The following is an 18855-nucleotide window of genomic DNA, read 5'->3' on the forward strand; positions in this document are numbered from 1 at the left end:
ACTGGTGAAAACGGCATTCCGACAGCGGTGCTGACTTCGGCCATAGGCTCACACCATTGGTTGAAATCAGCACCGCTGTCGGAATGCGTTACTATACCTTTATGAGTTCTCTTACTCTTCTTTAATTGCTGAAATCCACGTCGGGGCGGTCGAGTTTGCGATTGCTACGCCGGGCGGCTGCACCGGGACTACCCAAAGGAAGTTGCAGTGTTACTTTGTAGAACCGCACTTCGCGCCGGTTCATCGACGACTGGAAAATAGTTGGCTGCTCGTAGGTCGTAATGAAGCGTCGGGAGTTAAACACGTCGTTTACGGTAAAGACCACGCTGGCACGGTTCTGCATAAAGCTCTTCCGCAGGGCAACGTCCATTGAGTTAACGGCCTGCCGGTAACCTTGTAGCGATACACCCCGACTATCGCGGAAAGCTCCTACCTGTGCGGTAATATTGGCTGGGAACCGGTAGGTCAGATTGAGTTTAGCGTTGTAAACCCACAACTGATTTTGGAGCGTTTCTGACTGAATGCTGAAGTTACGCAGGTTCACATTACCAGTTAAGCTTAACCGGTGGCTCAGGTCCAGTTTAAGCGTTTGGTCCAGACCGTACTGAATATCTGCCGTTACGTTGATGAACGTGGTAACTAGGATGGTCGAGTCGGTAGCTGAGGGTTGGGTAAACGGCTTGATGGTATGGTCTTCGTAAATGTAGTAGGCCGTTGCCAGCCACTGCAACGAGCCTTTTGTCTTCGTGTAGGTTAGTTCGGCGGTATTAACGAACTCGGGACGCACGGCTGGATTACCAATCGTTATGTTCTGACGGTCATTGGCCTGAATGCCTACGAATACGTGTCGGAAGTTGGGCCTTCCTACCTTTCGGCTCAGACTCAGGCCCAGTTCGGAGGTCTCATTAAGCATTTTGGTCGCCGAGAAGGAGGGGAAAAACGATTGGAAAATATTCTGCCCCGTTTGGGAGGGGTAATCGTAACCAAAGCGGGTGCCGTCAATCCGGGAAAGTCCGTGTAGGCTCGATTGTTCCAGCCGCAGTCCCGCCTGCAAGTTGATACCATTGCGGAGCTGCCGGGTGTAAAGGGCATAGGCGGCATTGACCATTTCCCGGATGTCGGCATTCTGCGAGTAAGTCGGCAACAGCACATAATCGCTGTTGCCTTCGAGCAACTGATTGAAGAAGTATTGCGTATCGCGATTATAGGTAAAGCTACGTACCCCAAACTCCCACTTAGCCGAATCACTCACCGGGTGGACATAATCAAGCTGAAATAAGTACTGATTACCAATGATGCGCCCGTCAATGCGGTCTCGTTCGGGGTACGTGGGCTGACTTGTCCCATCCGCGTTGTAGGAGGTTGTCAGCCAGTTAGCCGCGTTCGACACGCGATTACGGGTTAGCGAAGTCATCAGGCTTATTTCCTGCCCTTTTCGGGCAAAGCTGTGCTTCCACTCAAATTCGGCCCCCAGGTTCGTAAAGTTGTTCTGCGGGTCGAGGTTGCGGCTGCCGTAGCCCATGCGGTTACCAGTTCCATCGCGGTAGGCGTACTGCTGGGCCGAGACCGTGTTGAAGGCCCCACCCGCCAATGTCCCCGCCAGCGAAAATACATTACGTTTGTCAGCCGCATAGTCCACTACCACGCGGCTGTTCTGGAATCGATTATTCAGGTTGATCAGCGTATTCTGGTCGAAATAACTCGTGGGTGTTCCCGAACCCGCCAGCCGGTTAACGCGGTTGACATAGCCCGTTAGCGGATTTTGGGTGGCATTCAGGCTGTAAAGAGCCGTGACGTTCCACTTGCCTTCATGCCAGTCGATGTTTGCGGTGGCATCGTAACGGTGGTTGATGCCCAACCCGACGCTCGCCGTTCCGTTATAGCCCGGTTCCCGGTTCTTCTTCAAAATCAGATTGACGATACCGCCCGATGTTGATGCATCGTAGCGGGCTGATGGGTTAGTAATCACCTCGACTGATTCAATTTGATTAGCCGGAATTTGGGACAGGGTTAGTTGGGTTGGCTTGCCATTGACATATATGGTAGTGGCCATACCACGCAGGCTGGGGTTACCGCCCTCATCCATATTGATCGAGGGGACGTTACGCAGCAGCGATTCGGCGGTTCCACCTAAGCTGGTGAGGTTCTTGCCCACGTTGAACACCCGCTTCTCAGCATTCATGGTAAGGTCAGCTTTCTCGCCGGTTATCTTCACCTCGTTCAACAGGCGGGCATCAGCCCGCAGCATGACAGTCCCCAGATCGGCCCTGCCCGGCGTACCCGAAAGTGCTACACGCTGATGAATAGCCTGATAGCCCACAAACGAGATATTGGCCCAGACAGGCGAAGTCGGCAGGTTATTCACCACAAAGCGGCCTGAGGTATCAGTCTGGCTACCACCCAGCAGCGTACTGTCGCGACCAGTTTTTTGCCAAATGGCAACGGAAGTAAAGGGCATGGCTTGTTGCGTACCGGCATCCAGTACCCGCCCGGTCAACTGCCCCCATGCCGGACAAAGTGATAGTACAAAAACACTCAGCAGAAGTAAAAAACGAAGATTCATACGAAAATGGTATTTAGAGGGGCGCGATCAAACGGGTTGACCACCAAGATGCCACAAAGGTTCTGCTGAAATCTGAAGCAAATCTGGCATTTGTGCATAAACGTAATCGGCTATTTGTTGACCATTTAAAACAACCAAGCCGAATGCCTCTTTTTACCTGTCGAATAGACTATTTTAATGAACGAATACCTATAGTAGCATTGCAGGTTGAGTAGCTGTCTTGATTAAAGCAAGATTACTTAAACAAATCCAGCCATACCGAAGCTTTGATGCCCACGTTGCTGCCCGCTGGCGTGTTGGTAATGCTTCGGAAATCGTAGATGTAGTACGGGCTTACCTGAGCCGAGATCCGTGGACGTCGGTACTGTAGGCCAGCCCCAAAGATAAAGTTGTGAAAGAAGCGCGGCTGAGTGTCCACGTCAAACGAATGAAACTGCTCGTCACCCCGGTAGTAACTCTCATAACGTACCTGTTGATAAGCGGCTACATCAAAGCTGGTACCGGTCTGAACGAGTAACGACCAGTTTCGGCGTAGGGGTATATAATACTTTAGGTAAACGGGCAGGCTAACCAATGAGGTACGTACCGAAATGTCCCGAATCTGATCGTACTGAGCAGGTAAAAAAGCGCGGTACTGTTCAATGAACTCTGTTCCCGTTGCGGCATTGAAATCCCTTAATTCTTTATGTTCTTCAAGTTGTAATTGCGACGCCTGTACACCCAGCGATACGCCAAGATTTTCTGTTGGAAAAATTTCAATGGCCGGGCCAACACCCACGCCGTTTAAGGTAGCCCCTGTCTCAATGCCAACACGCGGCTGTAGGGAAGACAGCCGGAACGGCGGGCGGCTTTGCTTATCGGGTTGAGCAACCGGAGTTGTAGGCGTAATTGGTGGATTTGCTGGTTTCTGGGTCGCTGAGTCAACTTTGACCAACATAGATTTGTCTCTTTGAGTCTGGTTCGAGTCGACCGGAATGGTGGCTGTAGCTTGGGCAATGACCCGGTTCACCGAATCGGTTACGGACTCCTTTTCGGACGACGGCGTAGCCTGGCGCGTCTTATTACTAAGGATGGGGGTATTCTCACCTGGTTTGACCAACAACTTACGTTCGGTTTGATTACCCCGACTTACCTGACCCGATTCGGGCCTTTCGCTATGCGTTGAGCGGGTAATCGCCATAGGATGCGACTCCGCCGAAGGTACGTTTAAGTGTGTGCTATCAACTTGCCGCTCGGGTAGGGTCAATCGACGATCAGCCTGGTCGGTGGCTGGCCGAACTTGACCAGTAACCCGGTCAACGCTACTCAGCGGTTCAGCTTTCGGTTCGCGCCCATATCGATGCTCGACTACCGTCCGCTGTACGACATACACCGTATCCACCCGGTGGGTTAAAGCCGGTGGAATCGGAAGGGCCGGAGTTACAGTACCTGTGTCGGTTCGTACAGCCAGCGTTTTAGTTAGTTGCCGGATCACCTGCTGGTTTTCGTGCAGGGTGTACAACGTAGTCAGCCAGCCCGTCAGCATCAGGGCACTGAGTACCCAGCCACCATAGGGCAATAGCCTGGACCAAAAGCCCAGCGGCAGGCGTTTCCGAAACCGGTTCCAGGCACTCGGCTGGTAGGCTGGCCTGACCGATTCCAAATTTTTTTTCATCAATCGGTCGAAACGTTCGTCAGACATAGTTTCGTCGGTTTACTGGATGTGTAGTAGTCCAATCCATAAGCAATTCTTGTAGTTTCTGGCGCGCTTTAGCCAGATTTGAGCGCGAGGTGCCTTCGTGAATACCCAGCATCTGGGCAATTTCGGGATGGGAATAGCCATCGACCACATGCAATGAAAAAACGGTACGGTAGGCGGGCGGTAACTGCTGAACCACGGCCATAATTTCTTCGGCAGCTAACCGCTCCAGCAGGTTGTCCGATTCCCCAACATCATAGGCTTCGTCAATATCTGTATAGGTCAGCGGAGATTTGTTCCGTCGATAATGGTCAATGGCCGAATGCACCATGACCGTCCGAAACCAGGCATCAAACGGCTGCTCGGGGTCGTAGTACGAAATCTTGTTGAGTACCCGCAGAAAGCCGTCGTCGAACATTTCCTCGGCTTCTTCCCGGCTACCCGCGTAGCGCAGACAAATACTGACCCCGAAGCTGTAATAAGCCTCGAACAACTGCTTTTGGGCCGCCGGTTTTTCGCGACGGCAACCCTCAAGGATGTCAGGCAGTGCCAGGTTTTTGCTTCGTCGAAATATCACAGGCATTACGGGGATTATGTACCGTAGTAGCCTACGGAATTTTCGACGGCCACCGTTGCCTCCGAAAAATATATTTTTCTGTGACACCTGTCAGGCAACGGCGAAGGGTTACGATGCCGTATGTCCTTTTGATAATCAACTACGAGCATCTAACCGTTTAATTTTATGCGTGTACTCACCCTGATAGCCTCTCTGCTAACGGCTACATTCGCCTACGCCCAGGACAACATCGTTCTTCGAAATGGCGAGGAAATTCCGGCCAAAGTGTTGGAAATAAACCAAACCGATTTAAAGTACCGTAAGTCAGCTAATCCCGAAGGCCCCGTTTATATGGCTCCGCTCCGCGACGTGCTGCTTATCAAATATGCCAATGGCAGCAAAGATTCGTTTGGCACTACCAGCGGATCATTGATGGCCAAACCAACCCCCAAATCGGAGGGCCTTTCCTTATCAACTACCGTAATGCAGCCGGGCATAGACGGCCTGCGGTACAAAGGTGGTTTATTTAGTCGGTTCTACTCGGCCAATGGGCAGCGGCTGAGTAACCCGGAGGTCAAATCCATACTCTATACTCAGCCCGACGCGTTAACGAGCTTCGAGAAAGGCCGTTCACTACGTACCTGGTCGGTGGCAACGGCTATTCCCGCCGTCGCCCTAATCGGTGCGGGTGTGGGGTTGATGATTAGTGGTGAAGACGGAAGAGGTCACGACGGTATGGGTAATGATTACCAGAACAGGGATAATGACCCGACTGACACGAATACTTCCGAAGACAATAAAGGTGACGGTCACGGCGATGGGCTGGTGGTAGGAGCCGTACTTACGGGCAGCGGGGTCTTGCTGGGAGCTACGTCACTCTGGCTAAATCACCGGGCAACGGTCCAGTTCCGCCGGGCGGCTGACCATTACAACAGCCGGGCCGCTACGACCCTCCGGTTTGTTCCCAGTCGCCGGGGCGTTGGATTAGGAGCCGTTTTGACGTTCTGACCGGATTCTGGAACCGAGTTTCGCTCAGCGAGTCGGTTCCAGAATTTTTTCACGCTTCCTGCACGTCTGCCATGACCTTCAACATACGAACACTACGGCGCATCTTGCACAGGCACGCAGGACTTGCGCCTTGGCGCGTCAACCTTCTCAGCGACTTTCGTGAGGACCTCCATCTGACGGATTCGCAAATCGATTTGACCCTGGCCGAAATCAGTCAACTCACGGGCCTTTCGTTTCCTGCCGATACCGCGCAGCATTTGACTGATGTGTTTGATCTGCTCATTCATGTCATTCTGCGGTTGCCTGAAACCCAGGAAGCTGATTACTACTACGGGCCTATTCCAACCAAGTTAGCAGAAGGGTTTCTCGCCAACAACTATGCGCCAACGCTTGTGGTGTTTGGCAGCGTTAACTTGAACTAACTGACAACACCTGATTGGCCTACTGTTGTTTGTAGTGCTTCGGCAATCCCTCAGTTTTCCTACAGAATCAAGGGCTATTCTTGCCCGATGTTGTCTTTGTTCAACGGTATGAATTTTTCGCTAATGCTTAAGCCGAGGCATTGCTGGCATTCCCGGCTGTTGTGGGTACTGGTTTTTACCGGTTGGACGCTTCAAAGTTCGGCTCAGTCCGATTCACTGCCGAACGGGTCGCCGTACCGCGCCCCCCGGCTGTCGATTGCCCGGTTGGTATTCCCCTCCGCTTTTATCGGCACGGGATTATATACGCTCTCGGACAACCATGCCTTCAATCGGTTCCGGGTACGGGGTGAGATCCAGGACCACGTTAATGGGTATCGCACTCACCTTGATGATTACCTGGCCTATGGACCCAGCGCGTTGCTGGCTGGGTTAACAGTTGCGGGTGTCAAAGGCCGCTCCACACCATTCGACCAGGCGGGTTTATGGGTAACAGCCAATGCCATTGCGGGTGCCATTACATTCGGCTTGAAACGTACCACTGGGTATGTTCGGCCTGATGGCTCCAACAACCAGTCTTTCCCTTCGGGCCATACCTCGTTTGCGTTTGCCGGAGCGGGCGTGCTCGACCGTGAGTTTGGACAAGCCAATGTGCTCATTCCGATAGCCGGGTACGCGATGGCCGGTACAACAGGTTATCTACGCATGGTAAATGACAAACACTGGATTTCAGATGTGCTGGTTGGAGCCGGTATCGGTTTGTTATCCGCCGAAGCTGCCTACCACGTATATCCCTGGGTCAAACGAAAACTGACCCGGCACCGAAACCGGCACAAGCTGTCGAACTAAATGCTACCCGGTAGCCTATGTCTTTTTTATGCTAACGTTATGACGCTATTTGCGGTGATTACTACATGTCGACTTGCCATTTTTGGGTGTTGTTTGTTCTGGACAAATAGTCTGTACGCCCAGCCAATTGGCTCCGGTATCATGGCTGCTCAGCAAGCGTTGGTCCGGCAAACCTTACAGGCAATCTATAACAATAATCCGGGTCAGGCGAATGGGTTGCTGAACCAGTTGGATCAACGCACGGCGCACCACCCCGCCGTGGACCTACTGCGGGCGGTTCGGCTACATTGGCAGTGGTTTCCGGCCCGGACGGACGAGCGATTACGGAATCAGTTGGTGAACCTGCTCGAAAAAACGGCTGATGAAACCCAAACCCAGCTCGACAAACGGCCCGACGATCCCGAACTGATATTTACTTATTTCACTACAGAAGCCATGCTGACGCGTATGGCGTATTTCGATCATCAGACGCTCAAATCGGTTGGTTACGCTAAAAAAGCCTACAGTTATCTTCAGAAAGGGCGGCCCTATCGACAGCAGTACCCTGATTTTAGTTTATCATCAGGCCTGTACGACTATTATCGCGAAGAGTATCCAGCATTACACCCCGTTTATAAGCCCTTGGTTTGGTTTATGAAATCTGGCGATAAGCAAAACGGACTGGCTCAGTTGCTCGTGGCATTGCGGCAATCGTTGTTTTCACAGGTGGAAGCTACGCTTTACCTAACGCACATTTTAACGGATTACGAGGACCGGGCTTCGGAAGCGTTACCCTACCTGGCACAATTGGCTAAGCAATATCCGAACAACCCTTTTTTCACTGCACGGTATGCTGAGGTATTGCTTCATGCAGGACGACTGGCACAGGCAACTCCCTTAATCGATAGCCTGATGGCCACTCGATTTCTCTTTTATCAGCAATTTGGCCAATTACTGACAGCACGGCTTAAACTGGCGCAGGGTGCTTTGACCGAAGCCGATGGTCTGGCACAGACTGTACTGCAAAATCCACCGAAAGACGAAGCCTATCAAGCATGGGCCTACGCCGTGCGGGCGCGGGTTGCGGCTCAGACGAATCAGCCGAAGCTGGCGCGTGTGTTTTATAAAAAGGTGCTTGATCTGGCTGAGTACCCGATTCTGAGCCGCGAAGCCAAACAGTATTTAAAGTAAAAAATGACCACTAACCAACTCATTATCCGGTTGCGCAATCGGTTTAACTGGTTATCCTGTCAGTACCCTGCCGCTGTCCGCTGGGTAGCAGCCCGACTATCGACCGATCAATTTAGCGGCCTACCCCTTACGGTATTGGCTATGTTGCTACTGGTCAACATAATGATATTATCGGAAGTAGCTGAAAATATCATCAACGCTGAGCCAATGGTTCAGGTAGATCTGTGGTTTACCCAAATGCTTTTTCACGCCCGTGGCACGGGCCTGAGTACATTTTTTTACGGGGTTACGTGGCTCGGCTCCTTACCGGCAACGATTGGTTTTGCCCTGTTGGGGTCAATCCTGCTGCTCCGTCAGCATAAAAAACGGAATGTGCTTATTCTCTGGTCGCTGATTGCTGGGGTAGCCTCTTTTGTGCAGGTTGGTAAACGTACCTTTGTGCGGGAGCGTCCCTTGCAGGTAGCCTACTATCCTGAGACGGGTTACTCATTTCCCAGTGGTCACTCCGCAACGGCAATGATCCTGTACGGATTGCTGGCGTACTGGCTGATCCGAGGGCAACGCTCTGTTACCCGCCGGGTTGGCATTGGCGTAGCGGCCGTTGGTTTAATTCTAATGGTTGGGTTCAGTCGGATCTATCTGGGAGTTCATTTCCTAAGTGATGTATTAGGCGGCTACCTGCTGGGTCTTTGCTGGCTAATTGTCGGCATCGTGTTAACCGAGTGGCAGCGAACCAGCCACTCAAAAAGTCCCATAAGACCAACGTAAATGATTGCATCCGGTCTGCTATTATTTGGCTGTGCCTTGCTGGCATTCTCACTTAGTGCCGTTTGTGGCGGAGGGGCTGGTCTTTTGCTGCTTCCCATTTTAGGATCTATCGTACCTGGTGCACAGGTACCGGCGGCCCTGTCGATTGGAACCGTTTCCAGTTCGGCCTCCCGAATCGTGGCTTTTTGGTCGCGCATCCGGTGGGATGTTGTGGTCTGGTTTGTTCCACCCGCCCTACCGGCGGTGTGGTTGGGTGCCAGGCTGCTCAGCTTCATCAATCCATTATACCTCGAAGGGTTGATGGGCCTGTTCCTGATGGCTAACTTACCCTTAATTTTTCGGCCTACTGTCGAACTGGAGACTACCAATCCGTTGCCCAAAGGGTACTTGGCAATCATTGGTGCTGCTGCGGGTTTCGTCTCCGGGTTGACTGGTGCCGTTGGTCTGCTCTTTAATCGATTCTACCTGCGCTACGGCCTGCAAAAGGAAGAAATCGTCGCTACGCGGGCCGCTAACGAAGTTTTACTACACGTAGTGAAGTTAGCGTTGTATTCGTCATTTGGACTGCTGACGGGCAAAGCACTGACGTTTGGAGCAGTAATTGCCGTGGCCGCATTCGTGTCTTCCTGGGGTATGAAATGGCTGCTGCCCCGGCTGAGTGAGAGCCTATTCCGCCGGGTTGGCTATGCCGCTATGGTCGTGTCGGGACTGAGTTTATTTACCGAAGCATCGGCGCAGGTCGTCAGCAAGAATGGTGTTGATATCGACTACGCGCCTTTTCCTGACGGTCTTGAAACCCAGCTTCAATGGCGAAAGAAGCTGTTTGCCCTTGAGTTTGAATACGATGAGGGATTCGAGTTTGAACGTAGTATTCGGCTTGCCGAACTACCGCCAGATAAACAGGCTCGTGTGAACGCACTCAGCCGGGGGGCGGACAACGTATTTCTGGAAGAAGTGTATGGTATCGACCGGCACAATTACGAGGCTTACATCTATCGTCGGGGAAAATTAGAAAAATTTGATTTGTAAAGCGCCCTGAACTTCTAATCAAATTATCTCTTCTTGAAAGCATTTTATTGCGTTGATTCAGCCCATTTCAGGCCAACAATACCGACGATGCCGACCAGCCTGCTTTCAGCCACAAGCCATCGGTTAGCTTAAGAATGAGTAAGGAACTGGCCATCCAAACGGTAAAATAGCGAGTGCCAGCAATACCGGGTTAACAACGCCAAACACGATGTAGACGACCCAGGATAATAGCAGGGCGACTGGCTGAAGGCAACTATCATTCAAAAGCAGGGCCAATTCGAATAGGCCCGTTGCCAACCACAGATTTCCTTCAAGATTGGTCTTTACGTTTGCGTCACCCCAAACGGAATCGGATTTGGGTGCGGTGCCCACTTCTCAGGGCATCGGGTAGCTTACCGATGGACGACGTATGCAAACAAAACTAGCGGGGGGCGTCAAGCAGGCAGTAGTGCTGTTGTTGATTGGACTATATCTTGCTTCAGCAGTTCGAGTAATTGCTCAATCCAGCCAGCCCAGGCGGGCATTGGACTACTACCTCGAAAATGCCCGGCAGACAAGTCCGCTTATCCGCGACAATCAAAACCAGTTGCAGGCCAATACTCTTGAAGCGCAGCGACTTCAGGCGTTTTACACCAAACCGCTCGTGCAGGTGATGGGTAACGTACAATTCGCTCCCATCTTCTCAACGGACAATGGGAGTTTCCGGCCGGAGCTTAACTCGCGTGGTGCTACCAACTACTACGGGTACGATCTGGCGGTGTCGAACGGTGGGTTATATCAGGGTATGGTTTCAGCTACGCAACCGATTTCCAATCTGTTTCGGGCAAAAGCGTATGCTGAACCATCCGTGCTGGCATCTCAGGTGGGTCAGACCATTATCCGGCTGGGCCAGCACGATGTCGAGAAAATCGTCACCGATCAGTACATCCTCTGTTTGCAGGACCGTTTGCAGGTGCAGTACACGGATAGTCTGCTGCGGGTGTTGCATGAACAGCGACAGATTGTGCAGAAGTTTGTCGAGTCTTCCCTACTCAAGCAATCTGACCTAATGCTGGTGGACATCGAGAGCCAAACCCAGCAGAATTTACGGGTGGGCTACCAAACGGCCTACCGACGCGATGTGCTGGAGTTGAACGCCTTAAGCGGTATTGCTGACACAACTTTAGTCAATTTGGCTTCACTAAACTTGATGATGGTTCCTGACATTGGCTCTGTGCCTTCTGGATTCACGCAACGATATGGCTTAGATAGTGTAGCCCTGACCGCCCAGCAAACCATTGTCGATTTACGTTACCGGCCTCAATGGATTGCTTTCGGAAATGCCGGGTTGAACACGTCCTACATCCCCGACATACCCCGTCGCTTTGGCTTCAGTGCGGGGGTTTCACTGGTATGGACACTCTTCGACGGCCATCAGAAGCGCGTCAATGCCCAGCGAACGAGTTTGTTGCAACAGAGCCTGGGCAACTACCGCCGGTTCATAGACACCCAGAATGCCGTGCGCCGGGAGCGAATACGGGGTGAATTGCGAGGACTTAACGAGCGACTTGCCGTGTTCCGGCAGCAGATAGCGGGTTACGAATCAGTACTGGATTCCTACCGGCGCGAACTGCTACAAGGTCAGCTTTCCATCATTAACTACATCACCGTTCTGAAAAATATGGTCGCCGTTCGGCGCGATGCCTTACTGATTCAATCGAATCGTCAACTGCTCGTCAATGCGTACAATTATTATAACTGGTAGTGAACGGCTTGCTCTTCAACTATCCACAGGGGTGCTGCTGATGGGACTGGTAGCCTGCAACAAACCGCAGGCTACCGATACAACCCAAACCGAATCGGCCCCGGCGCAGACTGTAGCCCGAACACCCGTTACAGTGCAGACCGTCGGGCGGGGTGGCATCAGCAATAGCCTGACGCTGTTCGGGACAACGCTGTATCTGCGCCGGAATGCCATCACGGCTCCGGTGGCGGCCTTCGTTACGAAGGTATACGTCAGTCTGGGAGCGCAGGTACGGGCTGGCCAACCGCTCTACCAATTGGAAACCAAAGAACGGCGGGCTTTAGGGCGACTGGCTATTGCGGGCGATACGGCCATTATCGGCTTAGTCACGGTGCGGGCCTCCTCGGGGGGTGTCATTAGTACGTTCGACAAGCAGCAAACGGGCGACTACGTGCTGGAGGGCACCCAGCTATGCACCATCGCCGAAAACAACGCCTTAGCTGTGCAGGTCAACGTACCGTATGAATACCAGGCACTGGCTAAACCGGGCCGATCTTGCCGGGTACGTCTGCCTGACGGCCGTACGCTGACCGCTACGTTTCAGACACCGTTAACGACGGTAAACGCGCTGGCCCAAACACAAAGCGTGTTGGCTCGCATTAGTCGACCCATTCCACTTCCTGAAAACCTAACCGTGCAGGTAGACGTGACCAGCCAGGCCAACGCCCAGGCCCAACTATTGCCTAAAGCTGCCGTGCTCAGTGACGAGATGCTCCAACACTTTTGGGTGATGCAACTGCTGAATGATAGCACGGCGATCAAAGTGCCCGTTCAGCTCGGCGAACGAACGACCACGACGGTTGAGGTACGTTCCCCTATTTTCGGAACTGGCGACCGCATCGTTACCGAAGGGAACTATGGCCTGCCCGACACGGCCCGTGTACTGGTAACTCCGCTAAAGCGATGATCGAACAGCCCTCTGTGCCCGATACGACTATGCCAACGAATAGGCATATTCGTCGCTCGTATTTTGAGGTGTTTAGCCGCCCCATTCTGTTTACGGGTGTGTTGCTGCTGATCGCGGGCATTTACGCCTACACCCGGATGCAGACCAACCTGTTTCCTGAAGTACTTTTTCCCCGCGTGTCCATCATTGTCGACAATGGCCAGCAGCCCATTAACCGGATGATGATTACCGTCACAAAGCCGCTGGAAAGCGCGGTCAAGAAGGTAAATGGCGTAACGATCGTTAAGACCAGCACCAGCCGGGGCAGTTGCACCATCGACGTGTTTTTCGAGTGGGGGCAGGACATTTACACCCAGAAAACGCAGGTCGAGAGCCGCGTCAATGAGATTCGCAACTTCCTGCCGCCGGGCGTAAACCTGTCCATTGAGGCCATGAACCAGTCGTTATTTCCGGTTTATGGCTACACCCTGGAAAGCGATAATCACGGGTTAGTGGCGTTGCGTGACCGGGCCAATCTACTGGTTCGTCCCCTGTTCTCGCAGGTGTCGGGCATCTCCAACGTCGTTGTGCGGGGCGGGAAGGCCAAAGAGATTGTGGTGATACCCGATGCAGTGAAATTGGCTTCGGTCAACTTGCCCATCTCGGCTCTGATGTCTGCCATTAATGCCAATAACAACGTGCTCTCCAACGGCTACGTAGCCAACTACCGGCGGCTTTATCTGACGCTGACCGACACACGAGTGCTCGACGTAGATGCCTTGAACGCACTGATTGTCAAAAATTACGGTATCCGTATTGTCACGCTCGGCGAAGTGGCCCGCGTGGAAGTGCAGGAACAGCAACAGGAGTTTTTAGTCATCAATGCCAATGGTCATCAGGCTGTGCAAATTGATTTGGTCAAGCAGCCGGGCGTGAACCTGATTGACTTTGCCAAAAACGCGGAGGCTAAAGCAATCGAAATTCGCAAAATACTTCCACGCGGCATGCGGCTCAAGTCCTACTACGACCAATCGGCGTTTGTGGGGGCCAGCGTTCACAGCGTGATCAAGACCATCTACGAGGGGCTGCTGCTGGCGATTCTGGTGATGGTCGTCTTTCTGCGGTCGTGGCGGGCCTCCACGGTGGTGCTGCTGACGATTCCCGTTACGCTGGCCTTCACAGTTTTAGTGCTCTACGTAGTGGGCATCACCATCAACATTATGTCGCTGGGGGCGATTGCCGCGTCAATCGGCTTGATTATCGACGATGCCATTGTTATCATCGAGCAGATCTACCGCGTCCATGAAGAGGAGCCGGAGAAGAACCGCTTCGCCGTGGTGCAGGAGGCCATCCACAACCTGTTTCCGGCAATGGTTGGCTCCTCGCTCTCCACCATTGTTATTCATTTTCCGTTTCGGCTGATGAGCGGGCTGGCAGGAAGTTTCTTTCGTGAATTATCCGACACCATGCAGATCACCATGGTCTGCTCCTTTTTAGTAACGTGGCTATTGTTACCGGTGCTACACCTATTGATTGGTTTTAAGCCGCCGGGGTCGCCGGTCCGCCGGGGCGGTTCGACCAAGAACGCTCATGCTGTTGACGAATCCGCTCAGGTACGGCGGCTGCACTGGCTAACGCAGCTTTTTTCTAAACCCGTTTTTTCATTGCTCCTGGTAAGTCTGCTTGGTTTCGGCGCGTGGTTTTCATACGGACGGTTGGAAACCGGTTTTCTGCCAGACCTTGACGAGGGAACAATCGTCATGGATTACTTCACGCCCCCCGGTACGTCCATTCAGGAAACGGACCGGATTCTGCGCGAAGCAGAGAGGATTATTGTTGCCGATTCCAACGTAGCGACCTACTCCCGACGAACGGGCATCCGTATGGCGTTTCGGGGTGTTCCGCCCAATTTTGGCGACTACTCGATTCAACTAAAAGCGACCCGAACTAAAACGACTGTCGAAGTCATTGACGAACTGCGGACTCGCATTAATGCCGCTCAGCCGGTGCTGGATATTTCCTTCGGCCAGCGCATAGCCGACCTGTTGGGTGATCTGATGAGTACGCCCCAGCCAATTGAAATCAAGCTGTTTGGTGATAATTACGCCTTGTTGCAATCACTCTCTAAACAAGCATCGGGCATTTTGGAAAAGATACCGGGGGTGGTCGACATAAACGACGGATTGATTGAAGCGGGGCCGTCGTTGGTTTTTGAGCCGGATCAGGCTAAGTTGAGTCAATACAAAATTGGCTTGACCGACTTTCAGACTCAGCTCACGGCCTACACAGGGGGCGTGGCTCTCGGTCCCAACGCAGCCCAGCCTGTACCTTCACCCGCGCAGGCAGCCCTCACGGCCGGTATTCAGGTCGGCTCGTTTCAGGATGGCGAGCAGATGCGCCGAATGTTGCTGCGCTTTGCAAACTTTGAACAGAATGATTTAGAGAAACTGCGTAATGTACTGATCTTTTTGCCCGACGGCACCACGCGTCCGCTGGCGTTTTTCTGTCGAATAACGGTGTTGGGCGGAGAAATTGAGCAACGCCGGGAGGACCTCAAATCTACCGTAGTGCTGACCGCCCGGCTGAACGGACGGGACCTGGGCAGTGTGATCCGTGACATACAAACCCAATTCGCCCAAAAGTTGCCCCTACCCCAAGGTTATACGGTGGGCTACGGCGGGGCTTACGCCGAGCAACAGCAGTCATTCAGCGAATTACTGCTGATTCTGACGCTGGCCTCGCTATTAGTACTGGCCGTGCTGATGTTTCTGTTCAAAGACTGGTGGCTATCGGTCTTGGTACTAATGCTCTCGCTATTGGGCATCACTGGCTGCATCACTGCCCTTTATCTAACGAACATTCCGCTGAATGTAAGCAGCTACACGGGCATTATCATGATCGTGGGGATCATTGCTGAGAACGCCATTTTCACCGTCAATCAGTTTGAATACACCCTGGCCCGCACCGGTAACGTGGACGAATCCGTCAAGTATGCCATTGCGTTGCGTCTTAGACCCAAACTGATGACTGCCATCGGTGCTATCCTTGCCCTGATGCCGCTGGCTTTGGGTTTTGGACTGGGCGCACAGATGCAACAACCGCTTGCGGTAGCGGTGATCGGAGGTTTCGTTGCCGGATTACCACTCCTGCTTTTAGTACTTCCCACTGCGCTCAGAACTTTGTACCACGGGCGCCTAATCAATCCATCATGAAAAAAGTACCTGAAATCACCCTGTTATTCTGGGTGATGAAAATCTGCGCAACCACCCTGGGGGAAACAGCAGGGGATTTACTGGCTCAAACGCTGAACGTAGGTTACGGTCTTAGCTCGCTGATACTTATTGGTTTTTTCGTGGTCGTTCTGCTGTTACAGCTCCGTGCTAATCGCTACATCCCGGCCCTATACTGGTCGGTGATTTTAGCGACCAGCACCGCCGGAACAACGATGTCGGATTATATGGACCGAACGCTTGGGCTTGGCTACGCTACTGGCGCGGCTATTCTGGTGGTGCTGTTAGGGATCATTCTGGCGGTTTGGTATCGGTCAGAGAAAAGTCTGTCAGTGTCGGATATCAAAACGGCCCGGCCCGAGGGATTTTATTGGACCGCTATTCTCGTCTCCAATACACTGGGGACGGCTCTGGGCGATTACTTGGCCGATGATTCAGGGCTGGGCTTCGGAGGTGGGGCGCTGCTGATTGGCTCGCTGATTGGTCTGGTTATTCTGGCGCATTACTTCACCCAAATTTCTTCAGTTGTGCTGTTCTGGATTGCCTTTGTACTGACTCGGCCATTTGGTGCCACATTTGGTGACCTGCTTACCAAAGCAACTGATAAAGGCGGACTTGGTTTTGGTACGCAGGGGTCTTCGCTGATCCTGTTTAGTTTGCTGGTAGGGCTTATTGTATTTGCATCCCTTCGGCGGCAAAATCCCGGACTAAGTTGAAGAAATACAGCGTTTATCCATCAGCTTAGTTGTGATCAAAACTGTTTACAAGGAGCTGTTCTGTTGCCAAAATCACTGGTAAAACTCCAAGATAATTAACAACCAGAAAATAATGATCTCATCAATAAACCATATCCTTAGGGGTGGCCTGTCTCGGTTTTACGCTTTGGAATAAAGTCAGTAATTTCATCGGCACACCTACCAGCATGAAAAAGCCGCGTCCAGAATCATGAGCGCGGCTTTTTCGTGGGATGTTTTTTTCGGTAGGCTCACCAGATGAAATGACACCACCCTTACGAATTCACCGAACAGGAACACCTCTTCGCCGATTGGTCGAAAATACAACAGGGTTAATCGAATACAGGTTGGGGCGCACCGCTTCAACCTGTTTTTTTGAATCATGGCCGCTGTAATCGACTACTGGTTGAACGGAAAGAGCTGCCATTATAACCCAACATGTGCAGAAGTTTACTATCACGTACCCAGGACATCTGGCTTCTTGGACCCTCAGTTGAAGCCGTCTGGTCTTTATTACATCTGTCAAAATCTGAGCAAGATGTTAACACATTTCGGTCACGCCGAGTGGCTGATTGGGAGTCGTTTCGGAGAGCGGCCAGCACAATAAACTGCATCTGGCCTAAACGGCTTGTTTTAGTGGCAGATGTAAGTGTCTTATCACATGAAACTATCTTTCAAATTCGGTACCTCAAAGAGCAGAACCCTCTCTTTTCGCCGGTTATCTACTTTGACCAGCCAGACTTAGGTAAGTTCATTCATACTTTTAACAGTGATCTGGCGGGGTGCTGTGCAGCCATAGACACTAAAGAAGAAATTGGGCGGCTTCTCGGGGCCATATGCGCCGGAAAACATTACTATAGCCCGGGGTTTTGCAAGATGGTGGAGGATTTTGGCTTCCCAATCGCAAGAGGAGAGGAAGGTGAATGTATAAAAAATTAAACAAAAAACTATTGAATTTATTAGTAACAACCATCGAAAATACTCTTATTTGCACCGCAGGGGCTTGGTAAGCAGGCCCTCTGCTATGTGAATATGGAACAGAAACCCAAACTTCTTTACGAAGACATCTACGGCCTTTTTGAATTTCGTGGCATCAAACAAGGCAAGATCGCCGAGGTTATGAAGATGTCCTACAACAATTGGTATAAAACCAAGCAGAATCACTTACGCAATCTAAGCCTTAGCGAAATAAGTGAACTGGCCATGTTCCTCGAACTACCAACTGAACAAGTCTTTAGTTTGTGTTTTGCTGTCTATAAACGGGCTTGGATTGACCAACAAAATATGCCTTTACCTGAACCAAATACGCCGTAAACGTTCCACCACCAACCCGCTGAGAGCGGGTTTTTTTACGTCTAAACGGTTACAATCAAAGGGGATATAGGCGAAGATAAATGTGTCAATCAAGGAGGGAGTTAAAAGATTAATCTATTGAAATTCAACGTTTTATATTATTTAGATAGGCCGTAAATTTAAGTAATGAATCAGCGAAAGACAGATTTAACCCGCTGATGCTACGGTTTTTATGAATTGTATTTGCAGCCCTGCCCGCACTCGGTTAGCCATCGACAGCCGAATCAACCGCGACTTGATCGCCACCGCCAGAGAGCAGGGGTTTGTGTTTAGCAACCCGCCTGAGGATTTCCCTATTTGGGAGCGCGTGGCCATCGCCGACTTAGAAAACCCAGCCTTCATGTGTACGCCCGACGTTATGCACTGGCTGATGGGAAAGGCCATTGAAGCCACGCTGTTTCTATTGTACTTATCCCGGCGAATGCGGTAACAAGCAGCCTCCGCCAATACCCTGTAATCGTTTACCATTTATTCTCCTTTCGTTCTGTTATGACAAAGACTATGAACCCTTACGTGCAGACCCTTTACAACCAAATTGGCCGTATGGCTTTCCTTATGATGGGAGCCAAACGCTTCTGCGTCGATAACCGGGCGAACTCGCTACGGTGGCAGATTGCGAATTCAAAGATTAAAAGCGTTCGCGTGCGCTACGACATCGCCACCGATTTGTACGAAGTTTCGTTTCTGACCGAGACAGCCAGGACTATTTCTGAAATTGTCATTGAGCAGGTTGAGGTGAGCGAACTGCACGCCACCATTGAACGCATGACTGGCCTACGGCTTTCGCTTTCCCGTGTGTATGCCTGAGCGAAGGGCCTTTAACGGCCCT

At 51.8% G+C, this 18855-nt stretch carries 16 protein-coding genes; 13 read left to right on the forward strand and 3 right to left on the reverse strand.

The features are described from left to right. Positions 1-121 precede the first annotated feature (121 nt). The 3 genes from F7231_RS25890 to F7231_RS25900 form a co-directional block, all read right to left on the reverse strand. Positions 122-2563: a TonB-dependent receptor gene (locus F7231_RS25890; protein ID WP_166694144.1), complete on the reverse strand. Its 2442-nt coding sequence runs from the start codon at positions 2561-2563 to the stop codon at positions 122-124. Positions 2564-2798: 235 nt separating this feature from the next. Then, positions 2799-4244, reverse strand: coding sequence for an outer membrane beta-barrel protein (locus F7231_RS25895; protein WP_166694145.1), 1446 nt, complete (start codon positions 4242-4244; stop codon positions 2799-2801). Then, positions 4237-4824, reverse strand: a complete 588-nt coding sequence (locus F7231_RS25900) for an RNA polymerase sigma factor (RefSeq protein ID WP_166694146.1) — start codon at positions 4822-4824, stop codon at positions 4237-4239. The genes F7231_RS25895 and F7231_RS25900 overlap by 8 nt, the downstream gene beginning before the upstream one ends. Positions 4825-4983: 159 nt before the next feature. On the opposite strand from F7231_RS25900, the gene F7231_RS25905 reads away from it, so the two are divergent. The 13 genes from F7231_RS25905 (at position 4984) to F7231_RS25965 (ending at position 18833) form a co-directional block, all read left to right on the forward strand. Continuing rightward, positions 4984-5805, forward strand: coding sequence for a hypothetical protein (locus F7231_RS25905; RefSeq protein WP_166694147.1), 822 nt, complete (start codon positions 4984-4986; stop codon positions 5803-5805). Positions 5806-5876: 71 nt separating this feature from the next. Then, positions 5877-6227, forward strand: a complete 351-nt coding sequence (locus tag F7231_RS25910) for a hypothetical protein (RefSeq protein WP_229370383.1) — start codon at positions 5877-5879, stop codon at positions 6225-6227. A gap of 108 nt (positions 6228-6335) precedes the next feature. Then, complete coding sequence (locus F7231_RS25915; RefSeq protein ID WP_229370386.1) at positions 6336-7073, forward strand: phosphatase PAP2 family protein; 738 nt, start codon at positions 6336-6338, stop codon at positions 7071-7073. Between the two features lie 39 nt (positions 7074-7112). Beyond that, entirely contained in the window at positions 7113-8243 is a 1131-nt protein-coding gene (locus F7231_RS25920; protein WP_208295696.1) for a tetratricopeptide repeat protein, read from the forward strand. A 3-nt stretch (positions 8244-8246) separates the two neighbouring features. Beyond that, a complete protein-coding gene (locus tag F7231_RS25925) occupies positions 8247-9011 on the forward strand; it encodes a phosphatase PAP2 family protein (RefSeq protein ID WP_166694149.1) in 765 nt (254 codons plus the stop codon). Beyond that, the gene (locus F7231_RS25930) at positions 9012-10040 is read left to right on the forward strand and encodes a sulfite exporter TauE/SafE family protein (protein WP_166694150.1); all 1029 of its coding nucleotides are present in this window, start codon (positions 9012-9014) and stop codon (positions 10038-10040) included. A 409-nt stretch (positions 10041-10449) separates the two neighbouring features. Further along, positions 10450-11784, forward strand: a complete 1335-nt coding sequence (locus F7231_RS25935) for a TolC family protein (protein ID WP_166694151.1) — start codon at positions 10450-10452, stop codon at positions 11782-11784. Beyond that, positions 11759-12730, forward strand: a complete 972-nt coding sequence (locus tag F7231_RS25940; RefSeq protein ID WP_166694152.1) for an efflux RND transporter periplasmic adaptor subunit — start codon at positions 11759-11761, stop codon at positions 12728-12730. The genes F7231_RS25935 and F7231_RS25940 overlap by 26 nt, the downstream gene beginning before the upstream one ends. Beyond that, positions 12727-15921 (forward strand): efflux RND transporter permease subunit, encoded by a 3195-nt coding sequence (locus F7231_RS25945; protein ID WP_166694153.1) that lies wholly within the window; start codon positions 12727-12729, stop codon positions 15919-15921. Before F7231_RS25940 ends, F7231_RS25945 begins: the two co-directional genes overlap by 4 nt. Continuing rightward, complete coding sequence (locus F7231_RS25950; protein ID WP_166694154.1) at positions 15918-16655, forward strand: COG4705 family protein; 738 nt, start codon at positions 15918-15920, stop codon at positions 16653-16655. The genes F7231_RS25945 and F7231_RS25950 overlap by 4 nt, the downstream gene beginning before the upstream one ends. A 1050-nt stretch (positions 16656-17705) precedes the next feature. Continuing rightward, on the forward strand, positions 17706-17987 hold the full coding sequence (locus F7231_RS25955; protein ID WP_166694155.1) for a hypothetical protein: 282 nt from the start codon (positions 17706-17708) through the stop codon (positions 17985-17987). Positions 17988-18198: 211 nt separating this feature from the next. Next, entirely contained in the window at positions 18199-18456 is a 258-nt protein-coding gene (locus F7231_RS25960) for a hypothetical protein (protein WP_166694156.1), read from the forward strand. 59 nt (positions 18457-18515) lie between these two features. Beyond that, positions 18516-18833, forward strand: coding sequence for a hypothetical protein (locus F7231_RS25965; RefSeq protein ID WP_166694157.1), 318 nt, complete (start codon positions 18516-18518; stop codon positions 18831-18833). The last annotated feature ends 22 nt before the right edge of the window (positions 18834-18855 follow it).

It is taken from the genome of Fibrivirga algicola (assembly GCF_011742925.1).
Taxonomy (GTDB): Bacteria; Bacteroidota; Bacteroidia; order Cytophagales; family Spirosomataceae; genus Fibrella; species Fibrella algicola.